This is a genomic window from Pseudomonadota bacterium (assembly GCA_030860485.1).
Lineage (GTDB): Bacteria > Pseudomonadota > Gammaproteobacteria > JACCXJ01 > JACCXJ01 > JACCXJ01.
On the sequence record JALZID010000296.1, the window covers coordinates 15,061 to 36,776 of the forward strand.

A 21,716-nucleotide genomic window follows, 5' to 3' on the forward strand; every position below is an offset into this window, starting at 1 on the left:
CGCAGGAACTGACGGCAGCCTCTTAGCTCACCGTGTGGCCGAAGGACTGCTCCAGGACCGCCGGGTTGAGGCTCCCCGCCTTGTGGCTCATCCCGCTCTGGAGCGAGGTGATGCACACGCGCGCGGGGCTGAACAGCATGGGGTCGATGTCGTAGAAATTATGGCCCGAGTCCTCGAAAACCTCGGCGAAGGGTTTGCCGTAGTCTCGCGAGGCGCTGCTCGGTAAGCGTTGCGCGAGATCGGCGGCGTCGGTATCGCCGCAATCCACGAACAGGTGCGTGTCCCCGCCGTAGAGTATCGCGTCGTTGGCGCGGCCCATGGCGGTCATGAAGTCGGGCGAGGGCGGGGACAACGGGGCCGTTGCCATACCGTCCACGATCGCCGTCAAGGGAAAACCGAGGGCGTGGACCTTGTGAAGCGTGACCTCGAGCGAGCGCGCCACGACCTGCACCGCGCCGCACAGGCTCGTGATCGGGGTCAGGATCAGCGTCAGGTTCTCGGGCTCTATCCCGCAATTCTGCGCGATCCGGTCCGCGATCTCGACGGGCGGGAGGGCGCTCACCTCGAGCACCAGCACGCCGGTGGTCGAGGCGTCCCGATACCCGAGCTCATCGAACAGTGGCTCGTGGCTGCCCAACGCGCGCGCCGGCCCGGACCCCAGCGCCCGGAACGCGCCCTTGCCCTGGCCGTGCTCCAGGCTCCAGCCGGCGTACTGGCTCCCGAGGCAGGCGAGGACCGGGTTGCTGGTGAAGATATCGACGTACAGGATCCAGTTGGCGAAGGCGGTGCCCGCCCGGATCCCCACATGGCCGAGCCCGCCCAGGCAGATCTCCGCGATGCGCCGGCCGGCCTCTAAGCCGCCGGGAACCTTGATCCCGGCATCGATGACTTGCGTCCCGTTGGCGAGGCGCTCGACTGCGATCCGCAGGGACGGCGCCTCTGCAACCAGGGCATCCACCAGGGGACGGGTGCGTGCGTTGACGCTCACCGGAACCGACTTGTTCGTCATGACAGCGATCTTCGTGTCTTGTTGAACCCCTGGATCGACCGGTCACCAGCGCCCTATTTTTGTCCCCTCACCCTAGCCCTCTCCCGGAGGGAGAGGGGATCTGAGGCGGCGATTTATGGCCGTGGCCAGTATAGTCTATGCCGCTTGCGGCCACCCGAGCACCGCGCAGAGTTTGGCTCGCCGGTCCGACAAGAGGCGATCCACGGCCTTTCGCTCTGCCGCGCGCGCATGCAGTGTGCAGATCGGCTCGCCGGACTGGAGGAGGGTCCCGGCCGCGGGACGATCTCGTGCCCAGTCGGGCCATTGGAGATCGTCCGGGATCGCGAACGTCTCGGATGCCCAGAGCACCTCTTGCGCCGCGATCCCTGCGCCGAGTACCCGAACCGTGCGAGGCAACCGGCCCTCGCAGGCAGCGAGGTGCATCTGAAACAGGCCCGGCCCCTCCACACCCAAGTCCTCGTAAAGCTCGAAGGTCCCGGTCGGGCGCGGATTGACTTCCAGCACCGAGTACCGCCCGTCCCGGTCGAGCATGAAATCCAGCCCGCAGAGCCCGACGAGCCCGAGGGCCGGGACCAGTGCTTGGAGCGCGTCTCCGATTGCGGGGGCGTTGAGCGGGTCCGAAACGGTCACGGCGCCCGTGTAGCGGAAACGCGCGGCGCCCGTCCCGCCCTGGACCCGGATCTCGTTGTATCCGACGATCGCGGCGTGCCGGCCGTCCGCTAGGAACACGACCGAATGTGGCCGGCCGGACACCTGGCGTTGTAGATAATGACCGGCCGGGCAGCATGCCTCGGCCGGCCGGACATGTGCGCCGCCCGCCCCGCCGATACGCTTGCAAAGCCAGCCCGCGCCTTCGCCTGGCGGTCCTGGCGGCGCCTCCGTCACCGTTTCCGGGTGCGGGACCCCGAGGCGGGTGAGGAGCGCGAAGAAGCCAATAGGGTCCTTGGCGCGCCGCACGACCTCGGGCGGGTTGCCGAGGAGCCGGCCGACGCGCGCCATCGCTTCGAGCAGATCGATGCGCTCCTCGAAGCCGCTCCCCGCTACGATGCCGTCGATCCCCTCTCGGGCTTCGATTCGATGCAGGCGGTCGAGCAAGCGGTCCGCGCGAAACCCGCTGACGATCGAACCGATCCGGGACACCAATCGGGCCAGGACAGAGGTGTCCCGGTCGGCATAGAGGTCGAGGACATGCACCGGGATCCCCGCCCGTCCCGCCGAACGCGCCAAGGCCCGTCCGCTCTGGGCCACGACGACGATCGGTCGGCCGGTAGAGGGCCTCTCAGCCGGCGGCATACTCCCGTGCCACGGCGAATGCCTGGGTGTGATCGAGGTACACGGGTTTCGGGGCCTCGATCATCATCTGGAACAGCCGGTAGTGGACCTTGTACTTGACGTTCCCGATGGCAAGCGCCCCGATCCCTGCCGCTCGGGCGGGGGTCGATGGTAGCTCCTTGCCCATGTCCTGCACGCCCACGCCCTCGATCCCGGCGGGCGGCACGGCGTTGACGTCGGCCGCGACCAGGAGCCGCGGCGCCTCGGCGAGTTGGGCACTAGAGAGCACCTGGGTACCGGCCTTGGCCGCGCCGACCACCACATCGGCGTGCGCGAGGAAGGCGCGTATGGCGGCATCGCCGCTGCTGTCGGCGCCCCGCATCTCGACCCCGTAACGCATGTGGTAGGGCGCCCCCGCCTTCAGGGCGGCCTCGGCACCACGGGTGCTCGCCAGGTACATATGGGCCCCGGCCCGCGCCCCGATCACCCCGGCGCACAGCCCCACCGGGCCGGTGCCACCTAAGAGGTAGATGTTGCGTCCGGCGAGGCCGCCCGCGCCCTTCCTGCGGAGCCATACCTCGACGCAGGCCATGAGCGCCGCCGCGGTCGTGATGGCGCCGCTGGGATCGGCGAACACGGAGACCTCGAAGGGCGGCACCATCGCCTTGCGCGCCTCCTCCAGCATGTCGAGGGCGAGCCCGAAATCGCGGCCGCCGATGAAGATCCCGGTCCGCTTCACCCCGGTCGGCCCGCGCGAGAAGATAGTGTCCTGGGTCAGTCCGTGGATGTCATCGAGCGTCACGTCCGCATAGGGGATGACCCCGTCGAAATCGGCCTCGTAGGCCATGTTGACGTCGAAGGGGCTCACGTTCTTGGTGGAATTGAACATGTGCAAGAGGTAAGGGTCTTTCATGGTCTCCGTCCGCAATGGCCGCCAGGGCCTGTTTTAAGCGTGTGCTCCGTCGATGCCCTCAAGCCGCCTTGCGCTTCACCATCACCTCGGCGCCCCGGTTCTGGGCCGTGCACACGAGGAAGGTGAGTGAGTCCGCCCATCTCGGGCGCGCCGCGCGCACCAGGCGCTCGGCCTCTGCCGGGTCCTCACAGAGCGCGAAGCCCGTGGGACCCCAGGAGCTTTGCCCGACGCCCCTGAGCCCCTGAGCGCGCAACCGGGCGAGGGCCTCGGCGACCGCCGGGCTCGTATACCGCCCCCCTTGCAGGCTCGCGAAGTGATCCCCGACCGTGTCCTGGATGGCGGCGATCCCGGTGCTGAAGGGCACGAAGTCGCGCTCGGCGAGCGCCGGCAGGACCTGCATCACCAGGAGCCGGCACAACCGCCCCGCGGTCTCTTGTGTCATGGGCGCGAGGCGCTTGAAGGCCAAGACCTCGGCTGCGCCGTTCAAGCCCTGGCGCGCGCGATCCAGGATCACGATCACGCGCCAGTCCTGCGGGAACGGCATCTGGGCGATCACCGGCGGGATCGCGGTGCGCTCGCCATGCCCCCCGTCGACCACGAATCCCCCCGATTCGAAGGCCCCGATCCCGATCCCCGAGCGCAACCCGCGGCGCGTCGCCTGGGCCAATGCCGGAAGATGACAGTCGCGCTCGAAGAGGCGCATGAGCGCCGCGCCCAAGGCCAGCGAGATCTGTGTGCCCGAGCCGAGGCCGGCGTGCTCGGGGATAGCCTCGTGGACGTGGATCCGCACCCCTTGCCCGCTCCCGAGGACCTCCAAGAGCGTCGCCGCAGAACGTGCGGCGCGCTCCGACGAGGGTCCTTCGGCGGAAACCCCTTTGGCACGCTGCACTGAAAGCCGCGTCCGCACCTCCGAGAGGGCGAGGCCTAGCCCGCCGAAGCGCCGACCGAGGTCACCGCTCATGTCGAGGAAGCCCATGTGCAGGCGCGCCGGGGCGGCAATCGTGATCGTCGCCTCGTGCTCTGGGCGCGTGAAGTTGGGGTCCAGTGCCACCACCTGCGGATCGGTTGACGCTTATCGTTCTAGGGACGCGATGGCAGGCATGATAGATCATGCGGCCACCGCATGATACCGGATGGGCACCGCGCGAGCGGCCGTTGACGGGGCTCATAGCATGTTACAATTGCACTATTCGCGAGCGCCGACATTTCCGAGCCGATAGGTCCGAAATGGGGCGCCGCAGGTGGAGGAATTACATCCGTGGTTGAAACCATGATCCTGATCCCGGGCCGGTCCAACAAACAAGGCACGTCGCTCAATGCCGGCAAGCTCAAGCACGAATACCGGGAGGTCACCTCCACCGTCGAGATGAATCAGGACGACATGGCCCGCCTCTGTCTCAAGGACGGCGACGCCGTTCGGCTCAGCAACACAGAGGGCGAGGCCGTGGTCCGCTGCAAGGGCAAGAAACCGAGCGACTTGCCCTCCGGGATGCTGTTCATCGCCTACGGGCCACCCTCCAGTCAGCTCATGGGTGGCGATACGGCCGGGAGCGGCATGCCCATTTCCAAGAACTTCGAGGTGCAGGTGGAACGCGTGGATGTGCCTTGAGCCGTCGAAACCCCTGAAACCTACGAGGACTGGATTATGAGTGAGCCAACCATGAATCAAAACCTCCGTGTCGTGGAGCACGCCACCTGCACCTTCTGCGGCTGCGTCTGCGACGACATGGATCTCACCGTCGACCTCGACGCCAAACGCATCACCAAGGCCAAGAACGCCTGTACCTTGGGCCGCGCCTGGTTCGCCGAGCACACCATCGAGGACAAACCGCCGGCCCGGATCGACGGCAGACCTGCCACCACCGCCGAGGCCATCGAGGCCGCCGCCCAGATACTGGTCCGGGCCCGGTTGCCCATCATCTACGGCCTCTCCGACACCACCTGCGAGGCCCAGCGCCAGGCGGTCGCCATCGCCGATCTGATGAACGGCAACATCGACACCACCACCTCGGTCTGCCACGGCCCCTCGGGCATCGCCTTCCAGGGCGTGGGCGAGAGCACCGCCACCTTGGGCGAGATCAAGAACCGCGCGGACCTCGTGATCTACTGGGGCGGCAATCCGGCCGAATCCCACCCGAGGCACTTCACGCGCTATGCCGTGACGCCGAAGGGCATGTACATCCCGAACGGACGGAAGGATCGTTACGTCGTCCTCGCCGATGTGCGCCGCACCCCGAGCGCCCCGGTCGCGGATCTCTTCCTGCTAGTCAAGCCGAGCCGGGACTTCGAGCTCTTGTGGGCACTGCGCGCCTTGGTGAAGGGCCGCGCGATCGATGCCTCGATCGAAGAGACCACCGGTATACCGCTCGCGACCTTGGAGAACTTGGTCGAGCGCATGAAGAGCTGCCGCTACGGGGTGCTGTTCTTCGGCATGGGGCTCACCATGACCCGCGGCCGGCACTTCAACTCGGGCGCCATCTTGGCGCTCGCGACCGATCTCAACGAGTACACCCACTTCGTCGCCAAGCCCGTGCGCGGCCACGGCAACGTCACCGGCGCCGACAACGTCGTGTCCTGGCAGACCGGCTATCCCTTCGGCGTGAATTTCAGCCGCGGCTATCCGCGCTTCAACCCGGGCGAGTTCACGACCGTGGACCTCCTCTCGCGCGGCGAGGCCGATGCCGCCCTCATCATCGCCAGCGATCCGGGCTCGAACTTCCCCAAACCGGCCATCGAGCACCTGAAGCGCATCCCGGTCATCGTGCTCGATGCCAAGGACACCGACACGACCGAGCTCGCGCGCGTCGCCTTTCGGACCGCGACCTACGGCATCAACACCACGGGCACGGTGTACCGCATGGACGATGTGCCCATCACCCTACGCCCGGCCTTCGATTCCCCGTTCCCGGGCGATGAAGAGGTCTTGACGGCCCTCAAAGACCGGTTACGCGAGCTCTTGAACGAGAAGCGCGGCGTCGGTCTGCGTAAGGCCGCCTGAGCCATCCCGTTCCGAGTATGGGATCGGCGGCGCTCCGCATCACCAACGGGCGCGTCTACGACCCCGCGAACGGGGTCGATGGGCGCGTCCAGGACCTCTGTATCCAGGACGGTAAGATTGTGGCCGAGGTGCCCGCCGGTGCCCGCAAGATCGACGCGACCGGGATGGTCGTGATGCCGGGCGGCGTGGACATCCACTGCCACATCGCCGGTCCCAAGGTCAACCTGGCGCGCAAGCTCCAGCCCGAGGACAAGCGCCTGGACGTCGTCTCGAGCACGCCCTACACCCGTTCCGGTAGCGGCGGGATCATCCCTTCGACCTTCGCGACCGGCTATCGCTACGCCGCGATGGGGTACACGACCGCGATGGAGGCCGCCGTGACACCCATCGGCGCACGCCATGTGCTCGAAGAATTCCACGACACCCCGATCATCGACAAGGGCTTCTACGTGCTCCTCGGCAACAACGTGTTCCTGTACCGCTTGCTCAAGGAGGGCCGGCGCGAGGAGTTCCGCGAGGCCGTAGCCTGGTGGGTCAACGCCACCAAGGCCTACACGGTCAAGCTCGTCAACCCCGGCAGCGATGAGCTGTGGAAGGGGCGGCGCAACGCCAACATCTCCGATCTGAACGAGAACATCGATCAATTCGACCTCACCCCGATCGATGTCATCCGTGCCTTCATCGAGACGGTCAACGACCTCGGCCTCCCGCATCCCGCGCACATCCACTGCAACAACCTGGGGCATTCCGGTAACGCCACGACCACCCTCGACACCATGCGCGCCGCCGAAGGCCGCCGGGTCCATATCGCCCATGTCCAGTTCCACAGCTACGGGGGCGAACCGGGCAAGAACCCGACCTCGCGCGGGCCGGAGATCGCGGACTACATCAACACCCACCCGAACATCACGGCCGATGTGGGTCAGGTCATGTTCGGCAAGGCCACGGCCATGACCGCGGACGCGCCCCTCGCCCACCTCTTGAAGGGCGTATCCGGCAATAAATGGGTCAATGCCGACACCGAAAACGAGAGCGGGTGCGGAATCGTGCCCTTCACCTACCAGGAAAAGGTCTATGTCCATGCGCTCCAGTGGGCGATCGGGCTCGAGCTGTTCCTGCTCTCGAAGGACCCCTGGCGCATCCTGCTCTCGACCGATCACCCGAACGGCGGCTCCTTCACGATGTACCCAAAGCTCATTCGGCTCCTCATGGACCGCGAATTCCGCAACGACGAGATCCGTAAGGTCAACCAGAGGGCCATCCGCAAGACGTGCCTCGGGGACGACCTGGATCGGGAGTACACCCTCTCGGAGATCGCGATCATCAGCCGCGCCGGCCCGGCGCGGGCGCTGGGTCTCAAGGACAAGGGGCATCTGGGCGTGGGCGCCGACGCCGACATCACTATCTACGAGGATGACCCGGACCGGGAGAAGATGTTCAGCACACCGCGCTACGTCCTCAAGGACGGCAAGCCCATCATCGAGGACCACGAGTTCCGGGCCGACCACGAAGGGCGCGTCCTGCACGCGACGCCGGCCTACGACCCCGACATCGAGAAGGCCATCCGGCCGTTCTTCGAGGACTACTACAGCATCCGGTTTGACAACTACGCCGTCTCGGACCGTTATCTAGACAACCATCAGGTGATCCCTGGCCAAGTGATCCCGGCCGCACAACAACAATAAGGATGCGCGTCGCGAACGCCGAGATCGTCGATACCTTCGCCGAGGCCTTCGCCATGTGGGGGTCACGCGTCATCATCACCGCTGTAAGCCCCGCCTGGGCGATGGCGGCGGCGCGCGCCATGACGGGCTTCGCCACCTCCGTTATCGGTTGCAAGTGCGAGGCGGGCATCGAGCGCGAGTTGTCTCCTTCCGATGCCCCGGACGGACGACCGGGTGTGAGCGTGCTGCTGTTCTCGATGAGCGCCGATTCCGTGGGCAAGCGACTCCTGGAGAGGGTCGGTCAGTGCGTCATGACGGCCGCGACCACCGCCTGCTTCAACGGCCTCACGGCCGAGCAAGAGGTGGCGGTCGGCGGTAAGCTACGTTATTTCGGAGACGGCTACCAGATCGCCAAGTTCCTCGATGGCCGGCGCTACTGGCGTATCCCCGTGATGGACGGGGAGTTCGTGGTCGAGGACCGCTTCGGTTTGAAGCCGTCCGTGGGCGGGGGCAACCTCTTGATCCTGGGCCCGGACCTTCCCGTGACCCTAGCCGCCGCTGAGGCCGCCGTGGCTGCGATGCGTCAGGTACGCGGTGTGATCCTCCCTTTCCCCGATGGCATCGTGCGCAGCGGCAGCAAACCCGGATCGAAGTACAAGAGCCTGCCCGCGTCCACCAACGACGCCTACTGCCCGACCCTGCGCGCCTTCGCGCCGGCCACCGAGGTGATCCCAGAGGCCGGGTGCGTCTTGGAGATCGTGATCGACGGGCTGGATCTGGAAGGCGTGAGACAGGCCATGCGGGTCGGGATCGGCGCCGCCGCCGCGCACGGCGCGCTCTGCATCACGGCCGGGAACTACGGCGGCAACCTGGGGCAGTACCAGATCGGCCTGCACAGTCTCGTAGCGGCGTAGGTCGAGTCCCGTGAAGCTCACCTTCCATCATAGCCCCGAGGTGCCCATCGAGGCCGAGGTCATCACCCCGGAGAGGCTCGCCGGTCTGAGCGAGGCCGAGGTCTCGGCGCTGCCGCTCCAGTACGGCAACGAGCGGGTGCCGCTCGGGGAGTTCTTCCGGGTGAGCGGGCGCTACGAGGGCGAGATCCGGGTCGAGGGCGACCTCTCCCGGGTCAAGATGATCGGCTCGGGCATGAGCGCGGGTCGGATCGTCGTCGACGGCGACGTCGGCATGCACCTGGGTACCGGGATGTCGGGCGGCGAGATCGTCGTCAAAGGCAACGCGGGCGACTGGGTCGCGCCGGACCTGAGCGGCGGGCGCATCACCATCCATGGTAACGCCGGCCACCTGGTCGGGAGCGCCTACCGCGGTAGCGCGATGGGGATCCGTGGCGGCGAGATCCTGATCCACGGCAATGCCGGAAACGAGGTCGGGAACGCGATGCGTCGGGGCCTCATCGCGATCGGAGGGGACTGCGGCGACTTCGGTGGCGTCAATATGCGCGCCGGCACCCTCATCGTGCTCGGCCGACTCGGCTCGCGCTGCGGCGCCAGCATGAAGCGCGGCTCGATCGTCTCCATGCAGCCCGCGCCACTGCTCCCGACCTTCGGCTACGCGTGCCACTACGAGCCCCTGTATCTGCGCCTGTATCTCCTGCACCTCGAGCGCCTCGGGATGTCCGTCGGCGACGCCCGCATCGAGGGCCGGTACCGGCGCTACAGCGGTGATGCAATCGAAACCAATCGCGGCGAGATCCTGCTCCTGGACGCCTGAAGCATCACTGAACCACGCCTTGTTCTCCCTCGCCCTCCGGGAGAGGATCGGAGCGAGGGGATCCCCGCACCGAAAATTAAAAAGAGGAGAGAGCCATGACCACCATCGTAACGGACAACTGCCTGCTCTGCCGGTTTACCGACTGCGTTACCGTATGCCCGGTGAACTGCTTCCACGGCGACGACGAGATGCTCTACATCGATCCCGAGGTGTGCATCGACTGCAGCGCCTGCGTCCCCGAGTGCCCGGTGCACGCCATCTACGAGGGCGAGGACATCCCGGATGATAAGAAACACTGGATCCAGATCAACGCCGAGCGCGCGCCCAACCTTCCCGAAATCGACGGCAAGCAGGACCCCCTGCCGACCGCCGAGGCGCGCAAGGCGGAGTTGGGGTACTGAGGGAACCTCGAGCCGGCGATGACGCGAAGTCGTACCAGGAACGGCGGGTGAAGCGGGCTATCGAAGAGGTTCAGAAATGAATCCGAGCGAGCAGTATCATAAATGGGTGGAATGGAGCGATGAGGATCAAGTCTACGTCGGCAAGTGTCCGGATCTGATCACGGGCATCCATGGCGACGAACCCATCCGGCTCTATGCCGAGTTGCTGGAAGTGGTCGAGGACATCGTTCGTCACTTCGAATCCGAGGGCGTCCGCTGCCGTCACCCCGTATCCAACCCATGCAGGAAGTCGCGTGAGCGGCGCGGTGTTCCGAGCGCGATCAGTCGGTAAAGCCAGGATATGAGCACCTTAGGTTCCGAACAAAACCCGCTTCGAGTGGCCATCATCGGCAGCGGCCCGAGCGGCTTCTATGCGACCGAGGCCCTCATCAAATCCGGCAAGACGGTCCGCATCGACATGCTGGAGCGGCTCCCGGTCCCCTTCGGCCTGGTGCGCAGCGGCGTCGCGCCCGATCACCCCAAGCTCAAACAGGCGATCCTCGTCTACGACAAGATCGCGCGGTCCGCCGAGTTCCGCTTTCTCGCAAACGTCACCGTGGGCCGCGATGTCACCATCGACGAGCTACGCACCCACTACCATGCGGTCCTGTTCACCTGCGGGGCCGAGACCGATAGGCGCCTGGGGGTGCCGGGGGAGGATCTGGCCGGGAGCCACACCGCCACGGAGTTCGTCGGCTGGTACAACGGTCATCCCGATTATCGCGAGCGGGTATTCGATCTCTCTCAGGAGGTGGCGGTCATCATCGGCCAAGGCAATGTCGCGGCCGACGTCGCGCGTATCCTCGCCAAGACGGTGGATGAGCTGAAACACACCGACATCGCCGGGCACGCCCTGGAGGCCCTGGCGGAGAGCCGGGTGCGGGAGATCCACGTGATCGGCCGGCGCGGCCCCGCCCAGGCCAAGTTCACCAACCGCGAATTGCGTGAGCTCGGCGAGCTCGGCGACTGCGATGGCGTCGCCGAGGCTCATGACCTGGAGCTGAACCGGGAAAGCCTCGAGGAGATCGCGGATAAGAACAACGTCGTGAGCGCCAAAAACGTCGAGATCTTCCGGAGCTTCACCGCTTCCCCGAGCGGCAAAGCTCGGCGCCTCGTCTATCACTTCTTGAAGAGCCCGGTGCGGTTGCTCGGCGAAGGAAGGCTCCAAGGCTTGGTCCTGGAGCGCAACCGGCTGCAAGGGGCGGCCTTCCAGCAAGCGGCGCGCGGGACCGGCGAGACCGAAGAGCTACCCTGCGGGATCCTGTTCCGCAGCATCGGCTACAAGGGTTTGCCCATGGCCGGTGTGCCCTTTGACGAGCGCAGCGGCGTGATCCCGAACCGGTCGGGCCGGGTCCAGGACGCCAACGGGTCCGTCGTCCCCCAGGTCTACTGCGCCGGCTGGATCAAGCGCGGCCCCACCGGGATCATCGGCACCAACCGCGCGTGCAGCGTGGACACCGTCGGCTCCCTCCTGGCCGATCTACCGAACCTCGACGCGACCCCCAGGGCCGGCGCAGACGCCCTCTATCCCCTGCTCGAAACGCGCGGCGTGCGGGTGCTCTCCTATCCCGAGTGGCTCAAGCTCGACACCGCCGAGGTCGAGCGCGGCAAACCCAAGGGCAAACCCCGCGAGAAATTCACCCGCATCGAGGAGATGCTCACCGTCCTCGGTTGACCAGCAGCCGGGGACGCATAGCACCAATACCGGCCCGATAACGATGCGTGCAGGTCGATGATGCCTACAACTCTTAGTGTCGTCGTAGTGGGCAGCATGAATCCTGCGATTCATCACCCTGCATGGTACCTTGCGGGCGGGAGCCTAACGCCTGAGCAATCGGAGGCCATCTCTGTCCGCGGAGGTGTTGTGATCGTTCCTCAGTTCGCGCGGTTCGAGACCGACAGATGGCGCGTGGAGTGCCTTCCGGATCGGTGGACGATCTTCACCCTTTTGAACGACGCAGTAGACAACGTCGTAGACATCGCGTGCAGCACGTTCGAGCGCCTGCGCGAAACACCAATCTCGGCGTTCGGCCTGAACTACGACCATTCTGGAGTTCTCCGGGGTGGTACAGCCCCCTTCGAGCGGCTAATGTCGACGCTGAACCTGGAATTTTATGGCGTTCGGCAGGTTGCGTTCGCCCGTGCTATGGATCCGATCTCTTTCCGCGGTGTCACACTGCGCCGGCAGTTGAACGTGGTCTTGGAAGTAAAGGCCGAGGCGCCAGCGGTGCTGCACTCAAATGTTCATCACGACATAGAGCTCGCGCAGAGCGGCTATTTCGACCTGTCTCCACCGCTGCGAACCGCGTACGCCGACGCAACGTTCGTCACGAATGCTTTGGCTGATACACTATTGGTGGGTGAGGAGGCACAGAATGCCCATAATGCATGACGGGGTTCAACGCGCGTCGACAAGTCTGCGGATAGCGCCTTCGCCGACGGCGGTTAGAGAGGCTGGCCCGGTTAGCCAGCCGCAGGTCCCACTCGATCGGGGGATCTACGAAGGCACTTTGACAAGATCCGCAGCTTTCCATGCGTATCCCTCTCCGACACCTTCGGCGCCAATATTTCCGGTGCCAGTTGAGTGGCTGTCCCGTGTGGAACCGACACGCGATCGACTGGAAGGGATAAGAGCAGAGTTCGAATCGTGTATGAAAGCGAGAGGTGCTCGTGCACGAGAAGAGATTTTTCAGCGATTGCTTTGGGCTGATCCGTCAGATATACTCGCGGTTGGCTTTGAACAATACGCGGCGCGTGGCAATGGCGATCGCCTCGTATTGACGGCCGACCTTCTGGCGTGCGCTGGGTCTAGAGCTTACGAAGCCCTAGAACGTTTGACCAGATGGTATCGTCCCGAGCTCATTTACTTTGTCGATGGAATGGCGACATCCGACAAGCTAACCAGCGATGAGAAAGGAGAGCTCTTGGTTCGTATCGCCCGAGCGGCGCACGATGATGTAGACCTCCGTGAACGCTTAGAGTCGGCTCTCACATGGCTTTCGGCTGCTTTGCGGGGTCGGATCCGGGAGCGGATGAGGTCCCAAAGTATCACTGAGCGTGCAGCCTAGCGAGTCATGTTTCGGCAGGGGATGCCCTGGTTGTTGCGCCGGATCGAGCGCCCAAGTAAATGGCGAATGGCTACTGTAGAATCCGCCGACATTTCGGAAGTGTTCGCGAGCTTACCTGAAGACATCTCGGTCTACCAAGTCGCCACCGATATTCAAGAAGCAGAGGTAGCGGCGGCCCTATGGCTAACGAAGGGGGCAAGTCTCAAAGACCTAATGCACCTGCTACGGATTTCGGTCGAAGATGTCGCAGCGGCAGGACTGCAGGTTAAGGAGACCTCAGGCGTCACCGATGTGCGTCATATCGACGTGATGCATCGAGATCTCGTCGGAGATCTAGCGATGTTTAGAGGTTTGGCGCGCCAGATCGTTGCACGAAGTCGCGCCGGCGAAGATACGGTGCGGACTGTGGCAGGACAGGGGTTATCGCAGCGAATAGCAGACTTCCTGGAATCTGGCGACATTGGGGAAAGCTCGATACAGAAAGGGAAGAAGGCATTGGAAAAAGCTGACCAAACTTGGCCCAGGCAGTGACGGCGATCCCATCGCATACAGGGCCGGCGCAGACGCCCTCTATCCCCTCCTCGAAACGCGCGGCGTGCGGGTGCTTTCCTATCCCGAGTGGCTCAAGCTCGACACCGCCGAGGTCGAGCGCGGCAAACCCAAGGGCAAACCCCGCGAGAAATTCACCCGCATCGAGGAGATGCTCGCCGTCCTCGGCTAGCTAGCTCATAATCAGATCTATCGTGACCCGGTTCAGGGCGCGAGAACGTCACCGACCGCCACCTGCCGGCAGCGAGGAATGTCCGGTCCCCTTATCCGGTATCTTGGCGCCGCGACGATCCGCAAGGCCGCGTCGTGAAGCTCCATTACGTCCACGACCCCATGTGCAGTTGGTGCTGGGCCTTTGGGCCCGCATGGAGGGAGATCCGCGCGCGGCTCCCGTCGCGCATCGCCACGGAGCGGGTTTTGGGCGGCCTCGCCCCCGACACCCGCGAACCGATGCCCGAAGCGATGCGGCAATATATTCAAGGAACGTGGCGCCGGATCGAACGCGAGGTACCCGGGATCCGGTTCAACTACGGGTTTTGGAACCGCTGCCGTCCCAGGCGCTCGACCTATCCCGCCTGCCGCGCGGTGATTGCGGCGATCTCGCGAGGACCTGAGTTCGAGGAACCGATGATCGAGGCCATCCAGCGGGCCTATTATCTCGAAGCCCGCAATCCGTCCGACGACGAAACCTTGATCGCGCTCGCGGAGGCGACGGGCTTGGAGCGCGAGCGCTTCACGCTGGACCTCAACAGCGCTGCGACGCAGGTGGAGCTGGGCCGCCAGATACGATTCGCCGCGCGCCTGGGCGCCCGAGGATTTCCCAGCTTGATCCTGACCGCGGGCGGGGAGGCGCGGCCGATCGCCTATGACTATCGCGACCCTACCGTGGTGTTGGAGCAACTCGGGCTATGAGCGCCGTTGCCTCCAATACCCATCGGGTTCCCGGGTATCGATGCAGTAAAATGATCGCAACGGCCCCTTCATCATCATCACTATCACGGCATTGCGCATGAGCATCCCGCTCCAGGAATCTATTCCGTCTTTGCTCCCAGCCCCTTACGGGCGGATCAACGGGGCAGCGGCAAATCCACCGAGCTCGGGCGGGTCTGCAAGGACCTCGAGAACCCGATCGATGGCGAGGCGGGATACTTCGTCGTCCGGGTCCAGGCGGACGACGAGCTGGATCGCAACGACATCGACTTCCCCGAGGTCCTGCTCGAAGAGGCCGAGCATACCGCCCTCCAAGAGGCAGAGCCGTTGATGCGGCGGGCGCTCGCCATCGACGAGCAGAGCCATGGCCCGGAGCACCCCGCTGTCGCCCACGACCTCAACAACCTCGCCAACCTGCTCGCGATCACCAATCGCCTCCCCGAGGCCGAATCCTTGAGCCGGCGTCACCTGGCCATCTTGCTCGACTTCACCCGCCGCACCGGCCATCCGCATCCGAACCTCGACGCGGGCCTGGCGAACTACAAGGCCATCCTCAAACACCGGGGCCGGAGCGAGGCGGAAGTCGAGGCCGACATCAGGGCCTTACAAGAACAATCCGGGGAGTCGGCGGCGTCGAACCGAAATTCCTCCTTGTAGTTGTAAACGGTGCGCGGGGGAACGAAGCCCGGCGTCGCCTCAGGATCCGCTGAAAGGCGCCCTACCCCGCCCGGTACGGCCCGCATGCCCGGCGCGATCCCGGTAGCGCGGTTCCCCCTGCTATCATCCGCGGACAACCACCACAAGGAGCCGCTCATGTACCGGCGCGTATTGGGGAGTCTCGTCGCGTTCGTCCTGGCATCGGCGGCCGCTCATGCCGCGACTGCCGGCCCAGAGGTCGAGTCATTCTCGCCGCAAGGCACGGTCAAGGGCGTGCGGCAGGTGGCGGCGCGCTTCAGCGAGCCGATGGTGCCGTTCGGGGATCCTAGGCTCGGCGAGCCGTTCGCCATCGACTGCCCGGAGGCGGGCAAGGGGCGTTGGGCGGATTCGCGTAACTTCGTTTACGACTTCGAGCGCGATCTGCCGGCCGGGGTGCGTTGCACCTTCACCCTCAAGCCCAAGCTCAAGACCCTGGACGGCAAGCCCCTGACCGGCACGCAGGCGTTCTCGTTCTCGACCGGGGGGCCCGCGGTGCGCCTCTCGGCGCCTTACGAGGGCGCGAGCGACATCGACGAGGAGCAAGTTTTCGTCCTCGGGCTCGATGCCGTGGCCGTCGCGGCCTCCATAGAAGAGCACGTCCATTGCGCCATCGAGGGGATCGCCGAGCGCGTGGGTGTGCGGCTCGTCGCGGGCGAGGAGCGTAAGACCGTCATTGAGGGGCGGCGGGGTTTCCTCCGGGATTACGCTCAAATCGTTCTGCGCAGCGGCGAGGCCGAACCCGATCCGGGGCGTTTGCGGGCCATCGTCGAGGGCGAGGACTCGCCCATCGTCGTCCTGCAATGCCAGAGGCGCTTTCCCAGTGCCGCCGACGTGAAGCTCGTGTGGGGCAAGGGCGTGACCGCGAAGACCGGCATCGCCACCGAAGAGGACCAAACGCTGGCCTTCAAGGTACGCGACGAATTCCGGGCGAGCTTCTCCTGCGAGCGGGTCAAGCGCGATCGGGGCTGCATCCCGTTCCTGCCCCTGTCCCTGAACTTCAGCGCGCCCATCACCCGCGCGGATGCCGGGGCGATCACGCTCGAGGACGCGGACGGCACGCAATACCGCCCGACGGTCCCCGGCGATCCCCGCGTCGCCTTCGTCGAGGATGTCGCCTTTAAGGGACCCTTCCCGGAGAACATCGAGCTCACACTCGCCGTCCCCGCGGGACTCCAGGACGATGCCGGCCGCACGCTCGCGAACCAGGCGAGCTTTCCGCTCAAGGTCAAAACCGACGAGGTGCCCCCGCTCGTCAAGTTCCCCGCGACTTTCGGGATCGTCGAATTGCACGCCGATGCGGCGCTGCCCGTGACCCTGCGCAACCTCGAAGCGCTGCTCCCGCTTCCGCCGCTGCCGGCGCCAGGCGCATCGCCGCCGCCCCTCTCGGCCGCACCGGATGTGACGAATGCCCCCGAACCGAAGCCCGCATCCGGCCTCACGAAATGGTGGCAAGACCTACGCGAGCGTTTGCTGCCCGAGCCCTCGGAGGTCCAGGGCCGGCGCCTGCGCATCGAGGATCCGAAGGCCATCCCTGGATGCGGCGCGTCGTGGAGTTGCAAGAAGACAAAGGCCACTACGACTACGAGGTGGACAAATACATCGTCGAGCACCGTGCGGGCGAGAAGTCGCTGTTCGACGCAACAGAGGCCACCGAGGCCTTCAAGCTCCCCAAGCCGCTCGGCCGGCGCACCTTTGAGGTCATCGGGATCCCCTTCGAGAGACCGGGCTTCTATGTCGTCGAGCTGGCGAGCCCGCGCCTCGGGGCCGCGCTCTACGGCAAGGACGTGCCGTTCCACGCCCAGTCGTCCGTGCTCGTCACAAACTTGGGTGTACACCTGAAGCTCGGGCGCGAGTCCTCGCTCGTCTGGGTCACGAGCCTCGACCAAGGCCGGCCCGTCGCGGGCGCCGAGGTGGTGGTCTCGGACTGCGAGGGCAAGGTGTACTTCGAGGGCCAGACGGGAAACGACGGGGTCGTCCGCATGAACCAGACCCTGCCGCGCACGGGCTCGCTCCCCGAATGCCTGCCCTGGCGGCGCGCCTTCTTCGTGAGCGCGCGCTTGGGCGAGGACCGGAGCTTCGCCATGTCCGACTGGAGCCAGGGGATCTCGCCGTGGCGCTTCAACCTCCCGACCGCTTCGTACACCGCACCGAACCTGGTCTCCACGGTCTTCGACCGCACTTTGGTGCGGGCCGGCGAGACCGTCCACATGAAGCACCTCGCCCGGCGCCATCTGAGCACCGGCATCGCGCTCATCGACCCGTCGGTCCTCCCGGACAAGCTCGTCGTCCGCCATCAGGGCAGCGATCAGGAGTACGAGCTGCACGTCGCCTGGGATCCGCAAGGCATCGCCGAGAGCGAGTTCGAGGTGCCCAAGGACGCGAAGCAGGGTAGCTACCGGGTGGGTGCGTCCCTCGCTCAACCGGGCCAGGAGCCAACGGTGGACGTCGATACCGGTGGCTTCCGGGTCGAGTCCTTCCGGGTCCCGACCATGAAGGCGGTCCTGAAACCGCTGGAGACCGATCTGGTCGACACGGGCACGGCCGAGATCGACATCCAGTTGAATTATCTCGGCGGCGGCGCCGCGCGCGAGGCAACCGTTAAGCTGCGCGGTCTCGTGCGCCCCAAGAGCGTGACCTTTCCGGACTTTGAGGGCTTCGAATTCGCAAACGGGGATGTCGCGGAGGGCGAGGAGACGGAGGACCCCGACGCCGAGCAGCGCGAGTCCGAGGACGGCGCGACACCGCTCGCGACCCAGTCCCTGACCTTGGACCGGGCGGGTGCCGTGCGCGCTAAGCTCGAGGGCCTGCCCAAGTCCGAGACGCCTCAGGATGTCCTGGCCGAGCTGGAATACCAGGACGCGAACGGCGAGCGGCTCACGGCGGCGACCCCATCTGAACCTGTGGCCCGCTCGACTCGTGGTCGGTTTGAAGCCGGACGGCTGGGCGCTGAGCCGCGAGCGGCTGCGGGCCCAGACGATGGTCCTCGATCTCCAGGGCCGGCCGGTGCGCGCGGCCAAGGTCGAGGTGGATGTGCTCGAACGCATCACCTACCGGCCGACGGCAACCTCATCCTGCGCGCCCAGATGATCGATGCTGACGGCAACCCGAGCCACGCGCACCGCGAGGTATGGGTGGCGAAATCCGGGGACTGGTGGTTCGAACAGGGCAACGAGGACCGCATGGACCTGATCCCCGAGAAGAAGCGTTACGAGCCCGGCGAGACCGCCGTCTTTCAGGTACGCATGCCGTTCCGTGAGGCCACGGCGCTCGTCTGCGTGGAGCGCGAGGGCGTGATCGAGCACTTCATCCGGCCGCTGTCGGGGACGTCGCCGGTGGTCGAGGTGCCCATCCAAGGCCACTACGCGCCCAATGTCTTCGTCTCGGTGCTGGCGCTGCGCGGGCGCGTCACGGGTGTCGAGCCGACCGCGCTCATCGATCTCGGAAAGCCGGCCTTCAAGCTCGGGCTCGCGGAGATCAAGGTAGGTTGGCGCGCCCACGAGCTGAAGGTGGGGGTCACGGCGGACAAGGAGAGCTACCAGGTGCGGGACAAGGCCCAGGTCGATGTGCGGGTGCAACGCGCGGATGGCGGGGCGCTGCCGGCGGGCGCGGCGAGATCGCCTTGGCCGGCGTCGATGAGGGCCTCCTGGAATTGATGCCGAACGATAGCTGGGACCTCTTGCAGGCGATGATGGGTCGGCGCGGGATCGAGGTCGAGACCTCGACCGCCCAGATGCAGGTGATCGGCAAACGCCACTATGGCCGCAAGGCCCTGCCCCACGGCGGGGGCGGCGGCCGGCAGGCGGCGCGCGAGCTGTTCGACACCCTGCTCCTTTGGAAAGGCCGGGTCCCGCTCGACGAGCGAGGCGAGGCGCGCATCGAGGTGCCCTTGAACGATTCCTTGACCTCGTTCCGGATCGTGGCCGTGGCCAGCGCCGCGAGCGATCTCTTCGGCAGCGGCTCGACCGCGGTGCGTACCACCCAGGACCTCATGTTGATCTCGGGCCTGCCCCCCGTGGTGCGCGAGGAAGACCGTTTCCGCGGCGGTTTCACGGTGCGAAACGCGAGCAAAGAGGCCGCGGAGGTGAGCCTCGTCGCCCAGGTGCTCCAGAGTCCCGCCGCGGGCGCGCCAGAGGCGCTCGGCGGACCGCTGCCCCCGGTCAGCCTCTCGCTCGAGCCCGGCGAGGCCCAAGAGGCCGCCTGGGAGGTGACTGCCCCGCTCGCTGCCCGGCAGTTGCTCTGGGAGATCGAGGCCAGCTCGCACGGTGCGAGCGATCGAATGCGCGTGACCCAGCGGGTCATCGAGGCGGTGCCGGTGCGCGTCTACCAGGCCACGCTGTTCCAGATCGAGGGGGCGACGAGCCTCGTCGCCGCTGCGCCCAAGGACGCCTTCCCTGGCCGCGGCGCGGTGCGCGTGACCTTGCGGCGTTCGCTCGCCGAGGAGCTGTCCGGGGTCCGCGACTACATGAGCCGCTATCCGTACACCTGCCTCGAACAGCGCGTCTCCAAGGCCATCACCCTGGGCGATCAGGCGCTCTGGCAATCGATTACCGGCGAGCTGCCCGCCTATCTCGATTCGGACGGCCTCCTCAAGTACTTCCCCTCTGTGGTCTACGGGAGCGATGTGCTCACGGCCTATGTGCTGACCATCGCCCACGAGGCGGGATGGACGATCCCCGAGGACGCGCGGAACAAGATGCGCGAGGCGCTCGTCCAGTTCGTGCAAGGTAAGGTGTCGCGCGCTTCCGCATTGCCGACCGCCGATCTCGCGCTGCGTAAGCTCGCGGCGCTCGCGGCCGCCGCCCGCTACCAGGCCATCGAGCCCGCCCTCCTCGACTCCATCACCATCGAGCCAAACCTTTGGCCGACCTCGGCGGTGCTCGACTGGCTGAACGTGCTCGAACGCACCGTGAAGGTCCCGGAACGCGCCGCACGTCTCGAGGCCGCGAAGCAGATCCTCCGCTCGCGGCTCAACTTCCAGGGCACCACGATGGGTTTCTCGACCGAGGGCTCCGACGACCTCTTCTGGTTGATGCAGTCCGCGGATGCCAACGCCAACCGCACGATCCTGACGCTCATCGAGGACCGCGCCTGGCGCGAGGACCTCCCGCGCCTGGTGCGCGGCAGCCTGGGGCGCCAGCGCCAAGCGCATTGGGACACGACCTTGGCCAATGCCTGGGGCGTCCTCGCCATGGAACGCTTCCGGCGCGCGTTCGAGGCGGAACCGATCGCGGGCGTGACCAGCACCGAGCTGGGTGTGCGCCAGGAATTGGTATGGTCGCCGAAGTCGCGCGGCGGCTCGCTCGACCACCCCTGGCCAACCGGGCCCCAACCGCTCGCTATCGAACACCGCGGCACCGGCCGCCCCTGGGCTATGGTCCAGAGCCTCGCCGCGATCCCCTTGAAGGAGCCGCTCTCGAGCGGCTACCGCATCACCCGCACCGTAACCCCCATCGAGCGCCAGGCACCCGATCGGTGGAGCCGCGGCGATGTCCTGCGCGTCACCCTCGCGCTCGAGGCCCAAGCGGACATGACCTGGGTCGTGGTGAACGATCCCATCCCCGCGGGCGCCACCATCCTCGGCACGGGCCTCGGCCTCGATTCCCAGGTCATGAGTACGGGTGAACGGCGGGAAGGCGAGGTCTACCCCGCCTTCGAGGAGCGCACCTTCGACGCCTTCCGCGCCTATTACGAATACGTGCCCAAGGGGAAATGGACCGTTGAATACACCTTGCGCCTGAACAACGCCGGCGAATTCCAACTCCCCGAGACCCGCGTCGAGGCCCTGTACGCGCCGGAGATGTTCGGGGCGCTGCCGAACGGAGTGTTGGTGGTGGGGGAATGAATCGCGGGAACAACCACGGAATCTCGACCTCGGATACCGGTTTTACGAGGCCGCCTGGGTCAATCCGAAGTGCTGCCGCTCGACGAGGCCGTGGTCGAGCTTCGTGAGGAGGCTTTGGAAGCGTGCCGAACCGGGAGATGGAGCGGGTACTCCAATAGCATGGTTGTGTTACCGAGCGTCAATAAAGTAGTTCTGCTTGCGTGAACAGGTTCAGGTGAGCGGCCAGACACACGTTCGAATTCCGGAGGAAGCTCTGGCGGTCCTCTGTCGGCGCTACCACGTGCGGCGGCTGGCTTTCTTTGGCTCGCTGTTGCGGCGGGACTTCGGGCCGGAGAGCGATGTGGACGTATTGGTCGAGTTCGAACCGGAGCGCACACCGGGCCTTGGCTTCGTGCGGTTGCAGCGAGAGATTTCCGAGCTCTTGGGCTATGAGGTTGACCTGCACACCAACCGGAGCTTGAGCCGTTATTTTCGCGACGACGTGTTGCGAGAGGCCGAAGTGAAATATGAGCGAAGGAAGCTCCTCTAATCTTTCCCCCCATTCGCCCGGCGCCGTTCCGTTATCAGCTCGTCCACTTAGGCCCGCGATTGATGGTTTCAGGCGGGG

The 21,716-nt window shown here is 65.9% G+C and carries 21 protein-coding genes; 16 read left to right on the forward strand and 5 right to left on the reverse strand.

The window, feature by feature from the left end; genetic code table 11:
- Positions 1-22: 22 nt before the first annotated feature.
- From mch to M3461_18480, 4 genes are all read right to left on the reverse strand, one after another.
- Positions 23-1,009, reverse strand: coding sequence for a methenyltetrahydromethanopterin cyclohydrolase (gene mch, locus M3461_18465; GenBank protein MDQ3776190.1), 987 nt, complete (start codon positions 1,007-1,009; stop codon positions 23-25).
- A 135-nt stretch (positions 1,010-1,144) separates the two neighbouring features.
- Positions 1,145-2,302, reverse strand: a complete 1,158-nt coding sequence (locus M3461_18470) for an ATP-grasp domain-containing protein (protein MDQ3776191.1) — start codon at positions 2,300-2,302, stop codon at positions 1,145-1,147.
- On the reverse strand, positions 2,289-3,194 hold the full coding sequence (locus tag M3461_18475) for a methylenetetrahydromethanopterin dehydrogenase (GenBank protein ID MDQ3776192.1): 906 nt from the start codon (positions 3,192-3,194) through the stop codon (positions 2,289-2,291). Before M3461_18475 ends, M3461_18470 begins: the two co-directional genes overlap by 14 nt.
- Before the next feature lie 58 nt (positions 3,195-3,252).
- Positions 3,253-4,245 carry a GHMP kinase gene (locus M3461_18480; GenBank protein ID MDQ3776193.1) on the reverse strand — a complete coding sequence of 331 codons (993 nt, stop codon included), beginning with the start codon at positions 4,243-4,245 and terminating at the stop codon, positions 3,253-3,255.
- 219 nt (positions 4,246-4,464) lie between these two features.
- On the opposite strand from M3461_18480, the gene M3461_18485 reads away from it, so the two are divergent.
- The 11 genes from M3461_18485 (at position 4,465) to M3461_18535 (ending at position 14,553) form a co-directional block, all read left to right on the forward strand.
- The gene (locus M3461_18485) at positions 4,465-4,803 is read left to right on the forward strand and encodes a formylmethanofuran dehydrogenase (GenBank protein MDQ3776194.1); all 339 of its coding nucleotides are present in this window, start codon (positions 4,465-4,467) and stop codon (positions 4,801-4,803) included.
- A gap of 51 nt (positions 4,804-4,854) precedes the next feature.
- Positions 4,855-6,192, forward strand: a complete 1,338-nt coding sequence (locus M3461_18490; GenBank protein ID MDQ3776195.1) for a formylmethanofuran dehydrogenase subunit B — start codon at positions 4,855-4,857, stop codon at positions 6,190-6,192.
- A 17-nt stretch (positions 6,193-6,209) separates the two neighbouring features.
- A complete protein-coding gene (locus tag M3461_18495; GenBank protein MDQ3776196.1) occupies positions 6,210-7,877 on the forward strand; it encodes a formylmethanofuran dehydrogenase subunit A in 1,668 nt (555 codons plus the stop codon).
- A gap of 2 nt (positions 7,878-7,879) precedes the next feature.
- On the forward strand, positions 7,880-8,770 hold the full coding sequence (fhcD, locus tag M3461_18500) for a formylmethanofuran--tetrahydromethanopterin N-formyltransferase (GenBank protein ID MDQ3776197.1): 891 nt from the start codon (positions 7,880-7,882) through the stop codon (positions 8,768-8,770).
- Positions 8,771-8,780: 10 nt separating this feature from the next.
- Positions 8,781-9,584 carry a formylmethanofuran dehydrogenase subunit C gene (locus M3461_18505; GenBank protein MDQ3776198.1) on the forward strand — a complete coding sequence of 268 codons (804 nt, stop codon included), beginning with the start codon at positions 8,781-8,783 and terminating at the stop codon, positions 9,582-9,584.
- A 95-nt stretch (positions 9,585-9,679) separates the two neighbouring features.
- Positions 9,680-9,985, forward strand: coding sequence for a ferredoxin family protein (locus M3461_18510; protein MDQ3776199.1), 306 nt, complete (start codon positions 9,680-9,682; stop codon positions 9,983-9,985).
- A gap of 76 nt (positions 9,986-10,061) precedes the next feature.
- Positions 10,062-10,316 (forward strand): pilus assembly protein HicB, encoded by a 255-nt coding sequence (locus M3461_18515; GenBank protein ID MDQ3776200.1) that lies wholly within the window; start codon positions 10,062-10,064, stop codon positions 10,314-10,316.
- A gap of 9 nt (positions 10,317-10,325) precedes the next feature.
- A complete protein-coding gene (locus M3461_18520) occupies positions 10,326-11,699 on the forward strand; it encodes an NADP oxidoreductase (protein ID MDQ3776201.1) in 1,374 nt (457 codons plus the stop codon).
- Positions 11,700-11,786: 87 nt separating this feature from the next.
- On the forward strand, positions 11,787-12,416 hold the full coding sequence (locus tag M3461_18525) for a hypothetical protein (GenBank protein MDQ3776202.1): 630 nt from the start codon (positions 11,787-11,789) through the stop codon (positions 12,414-12,416).
- A 682-nt stretch (positions 12,417-13,098) separates the two neighbouring features.
- Positions 13,099-13,623, forward strand: a complete 525-nt coding sequence (locus tag M3461_18530) for a hypothetical protein (protein MDQ3776203.1) — start codon at positions 13,099-13,101, stop codon at positions 13,621-13,623.
- A 351-nt stretch (positions 13,624-13,974) separates the two neighbouring features.
- On the forward strand, positions 13,975-14,553 hold the full coding sequence (locus tag M3461_18535) for a DsbA family protein (GenBank protein MDQ3776204.1): 579 nt from the start codon (positions 13,975-13,977) through the stop codon (positions 14,551-14,553).
- A 144-nt stretch (positions 14,554-14,697) separates the two neighbouring features.
- Here M3461_18535 and M3461_18540 read toward each other — a convergent pair whose 3' ends face one another.
- Positions 14,698-14,874, reverse strand: coding sequence for a hypothetical protein (locus M3461_18540; protein ID MDQ3776205.1), 177 nt, complete (start codon positions 14,872-14,874; stop codon positions 14,698-14,700).
- Positions 14,875-14,901: 27 nt separating this feature from the next.
- On the opposite strand from M3461_18540, the gene M3461_18545 reads away from it, so the two are divergent.
- The 5 genes from M3461_18545 (at position 14,902) to M3461_18565 (ending at position 21,638) form a co-directional block, all read left to right on the forward strand.
- Positions 14,902-15,228, forward strand: coding sequence for a tetratricopeptide repeat protein (locus M3461_18545; GenBank protein MDQ3776206.1), 327 nt, complete (start codon positions 14,902-14,904; stop codon positions 15,226-15,228).
- A gap of 84 nt (positions 15,229-15,312) precedes the next feature.
- Positions 15,313-17,106 carry an Ig-like domain-containing protein gene (locus M3461_18550; protein MDQ3776207.1) on the forward strand — a complete coding sequence of 598 codons (1,794 nt, stop codon included), beginning with the start codon at positions 15,313-15,315 and terminating at the stop codon, positions 17,104-17,106.
- Entirely contained in the window at positions 17,076-18,920 is a 1,845-nt protein-coding gene (locus tag M3461_18555) for an MG2 domain-containing protein (GenBank protein MDQ3776208.1), read from the forward strand. Before M3461_18550 ends, M3461_18555 begins: the two co-directional genes overlap by 31 nt.
- Positions 18,887-21,109, forward strand: coding sequence for a hypothetical protein (locus M3461_18560; protein ID MDQ3776209.1), 2,223 nt, complete (start codon positions 18,887-18,889; stop codon positions 21,107-21,109). The genes M3461_18555 and M3461_18560 overlap by 34 nt, the downstream gene beginning before the upstream one ends.
- Before the next feature lie 196 nt (positions 21,110-21,305).
- Positions 21,306-21,638, forward strand: coding sequence for a nucleotidyltransferase family protein (locus M3461_18565; GenBank protein MDQ3776210.1), 333 nt, complete (start codon positions 21,306-21,308; stop codon positions 21,636-21,638).
- The last annotated feature ends 78 nt before the right edge of the window (positions 21,639-21,716 follow it).

Bases quoted from the DNA above. Each gene is read 5' to 3' on its own strand.
- mch (MDQ3776190.1), bottom strand. From the start codon at position 1,009: ATGACGAACAAGTCGGTTCCGGTGAGCGTCAACGCACGCACCCGTCCC.
- M3461_18470 (MDQ3776191.1), bottom strand. From the start codon at position 2,302: ATGCCGCCGGCTGAGAGGCCCTCTACCGGCCGACCGATCGTCGTCGTG.
- M3461_18475 (MDQ3776192.1), bottom strand. From the start codon at position 3,194: ATGAAAGACCCTTACCTCTTGCACATGTTCAATTCCACCAAGAACGTG.
- M3461_18485 (MDQ3776194.1), top strand. From the start codon at position 4,465: ATGATCCTGATCCCGGGCCGGTCCAACAAACAAGGCACGTCGCTCAAT.
- M3461_18490 (MDQ3776195.1), top strand. From the start codon at position 4,855: ATGAATCAAAACCTCCGTGTCGTGGAGCACGCCACCTGCACCTTCTGC.
- M3461_18495 (MDQ3776196.1), top strand. From the start codon at position 6,210: ATGGGATCGGCGGCGCTCCGCATCACCAACGGGCGCGTCTACGACCCC.
- fhcD (MDQ3776197.1), top strand. From the start codon at position 7,880: ATGCGCGTCGCGAACGCCGAGATCGTCGATACCTTCGCCGAGGCCTTC.
- M3461_18510 (MDQ3776199.1), top strand. From the start codon at position 9,680: ATGACCACCATCGTAACGGACAACTGCCTGCTCTGCCGGTTTACCGAC.
- M3461_18515 (MDQ3776200.1), top strand. From the start codon at position 10,062: ATGAATCCGAGCGAGCAGTATCATAAATGGGTGGAATGGAGCGATGAG.
- M3461_18520 (MDQ3776201.1), top strand. From the start codon at position 10,326: ATGAGCACCTTAGGTTCCGAACAAAACCCGCTTCGAGTGGCCATCATC.
- M3461_18530 (MDQ3776203.1), top strand. From the start codon at position 13,099: ATGTTTCGGCAGGGGATGCCCTGGTTGTTGCGCCGGATCGAGCGCCCA.
- M3461_18535 (MDQ3776204.1), top strand. From the start codon at position 13,975: ATGTGCAGTTGGTGCTGGGCCTTTGGGCCCGCATGGAGGGAGATCCGC.
- M3461_18540 (MDQ3776205.1), bottom strand. From the start codon at position 14,874: ATGCTCGGCCTCTTCGAGCAGGACCTCGGGGAAGTCGATGTCGTTGCG.
- M3461_18545 (MDQ3776206.1), top strand. From the start codon at position 14,902: ATGCGGCGGGCGCTCGCCATCGACGAGCAGAGCCATGGCCCGGAGCAC.
- M3461_18550 (MDQ3776207.1), top strand. From the start codon at position 15,313: ATGCCCGGCGCGATCCCGGTAGCGCGGTTCCCCCTGCTATCATCCGCG.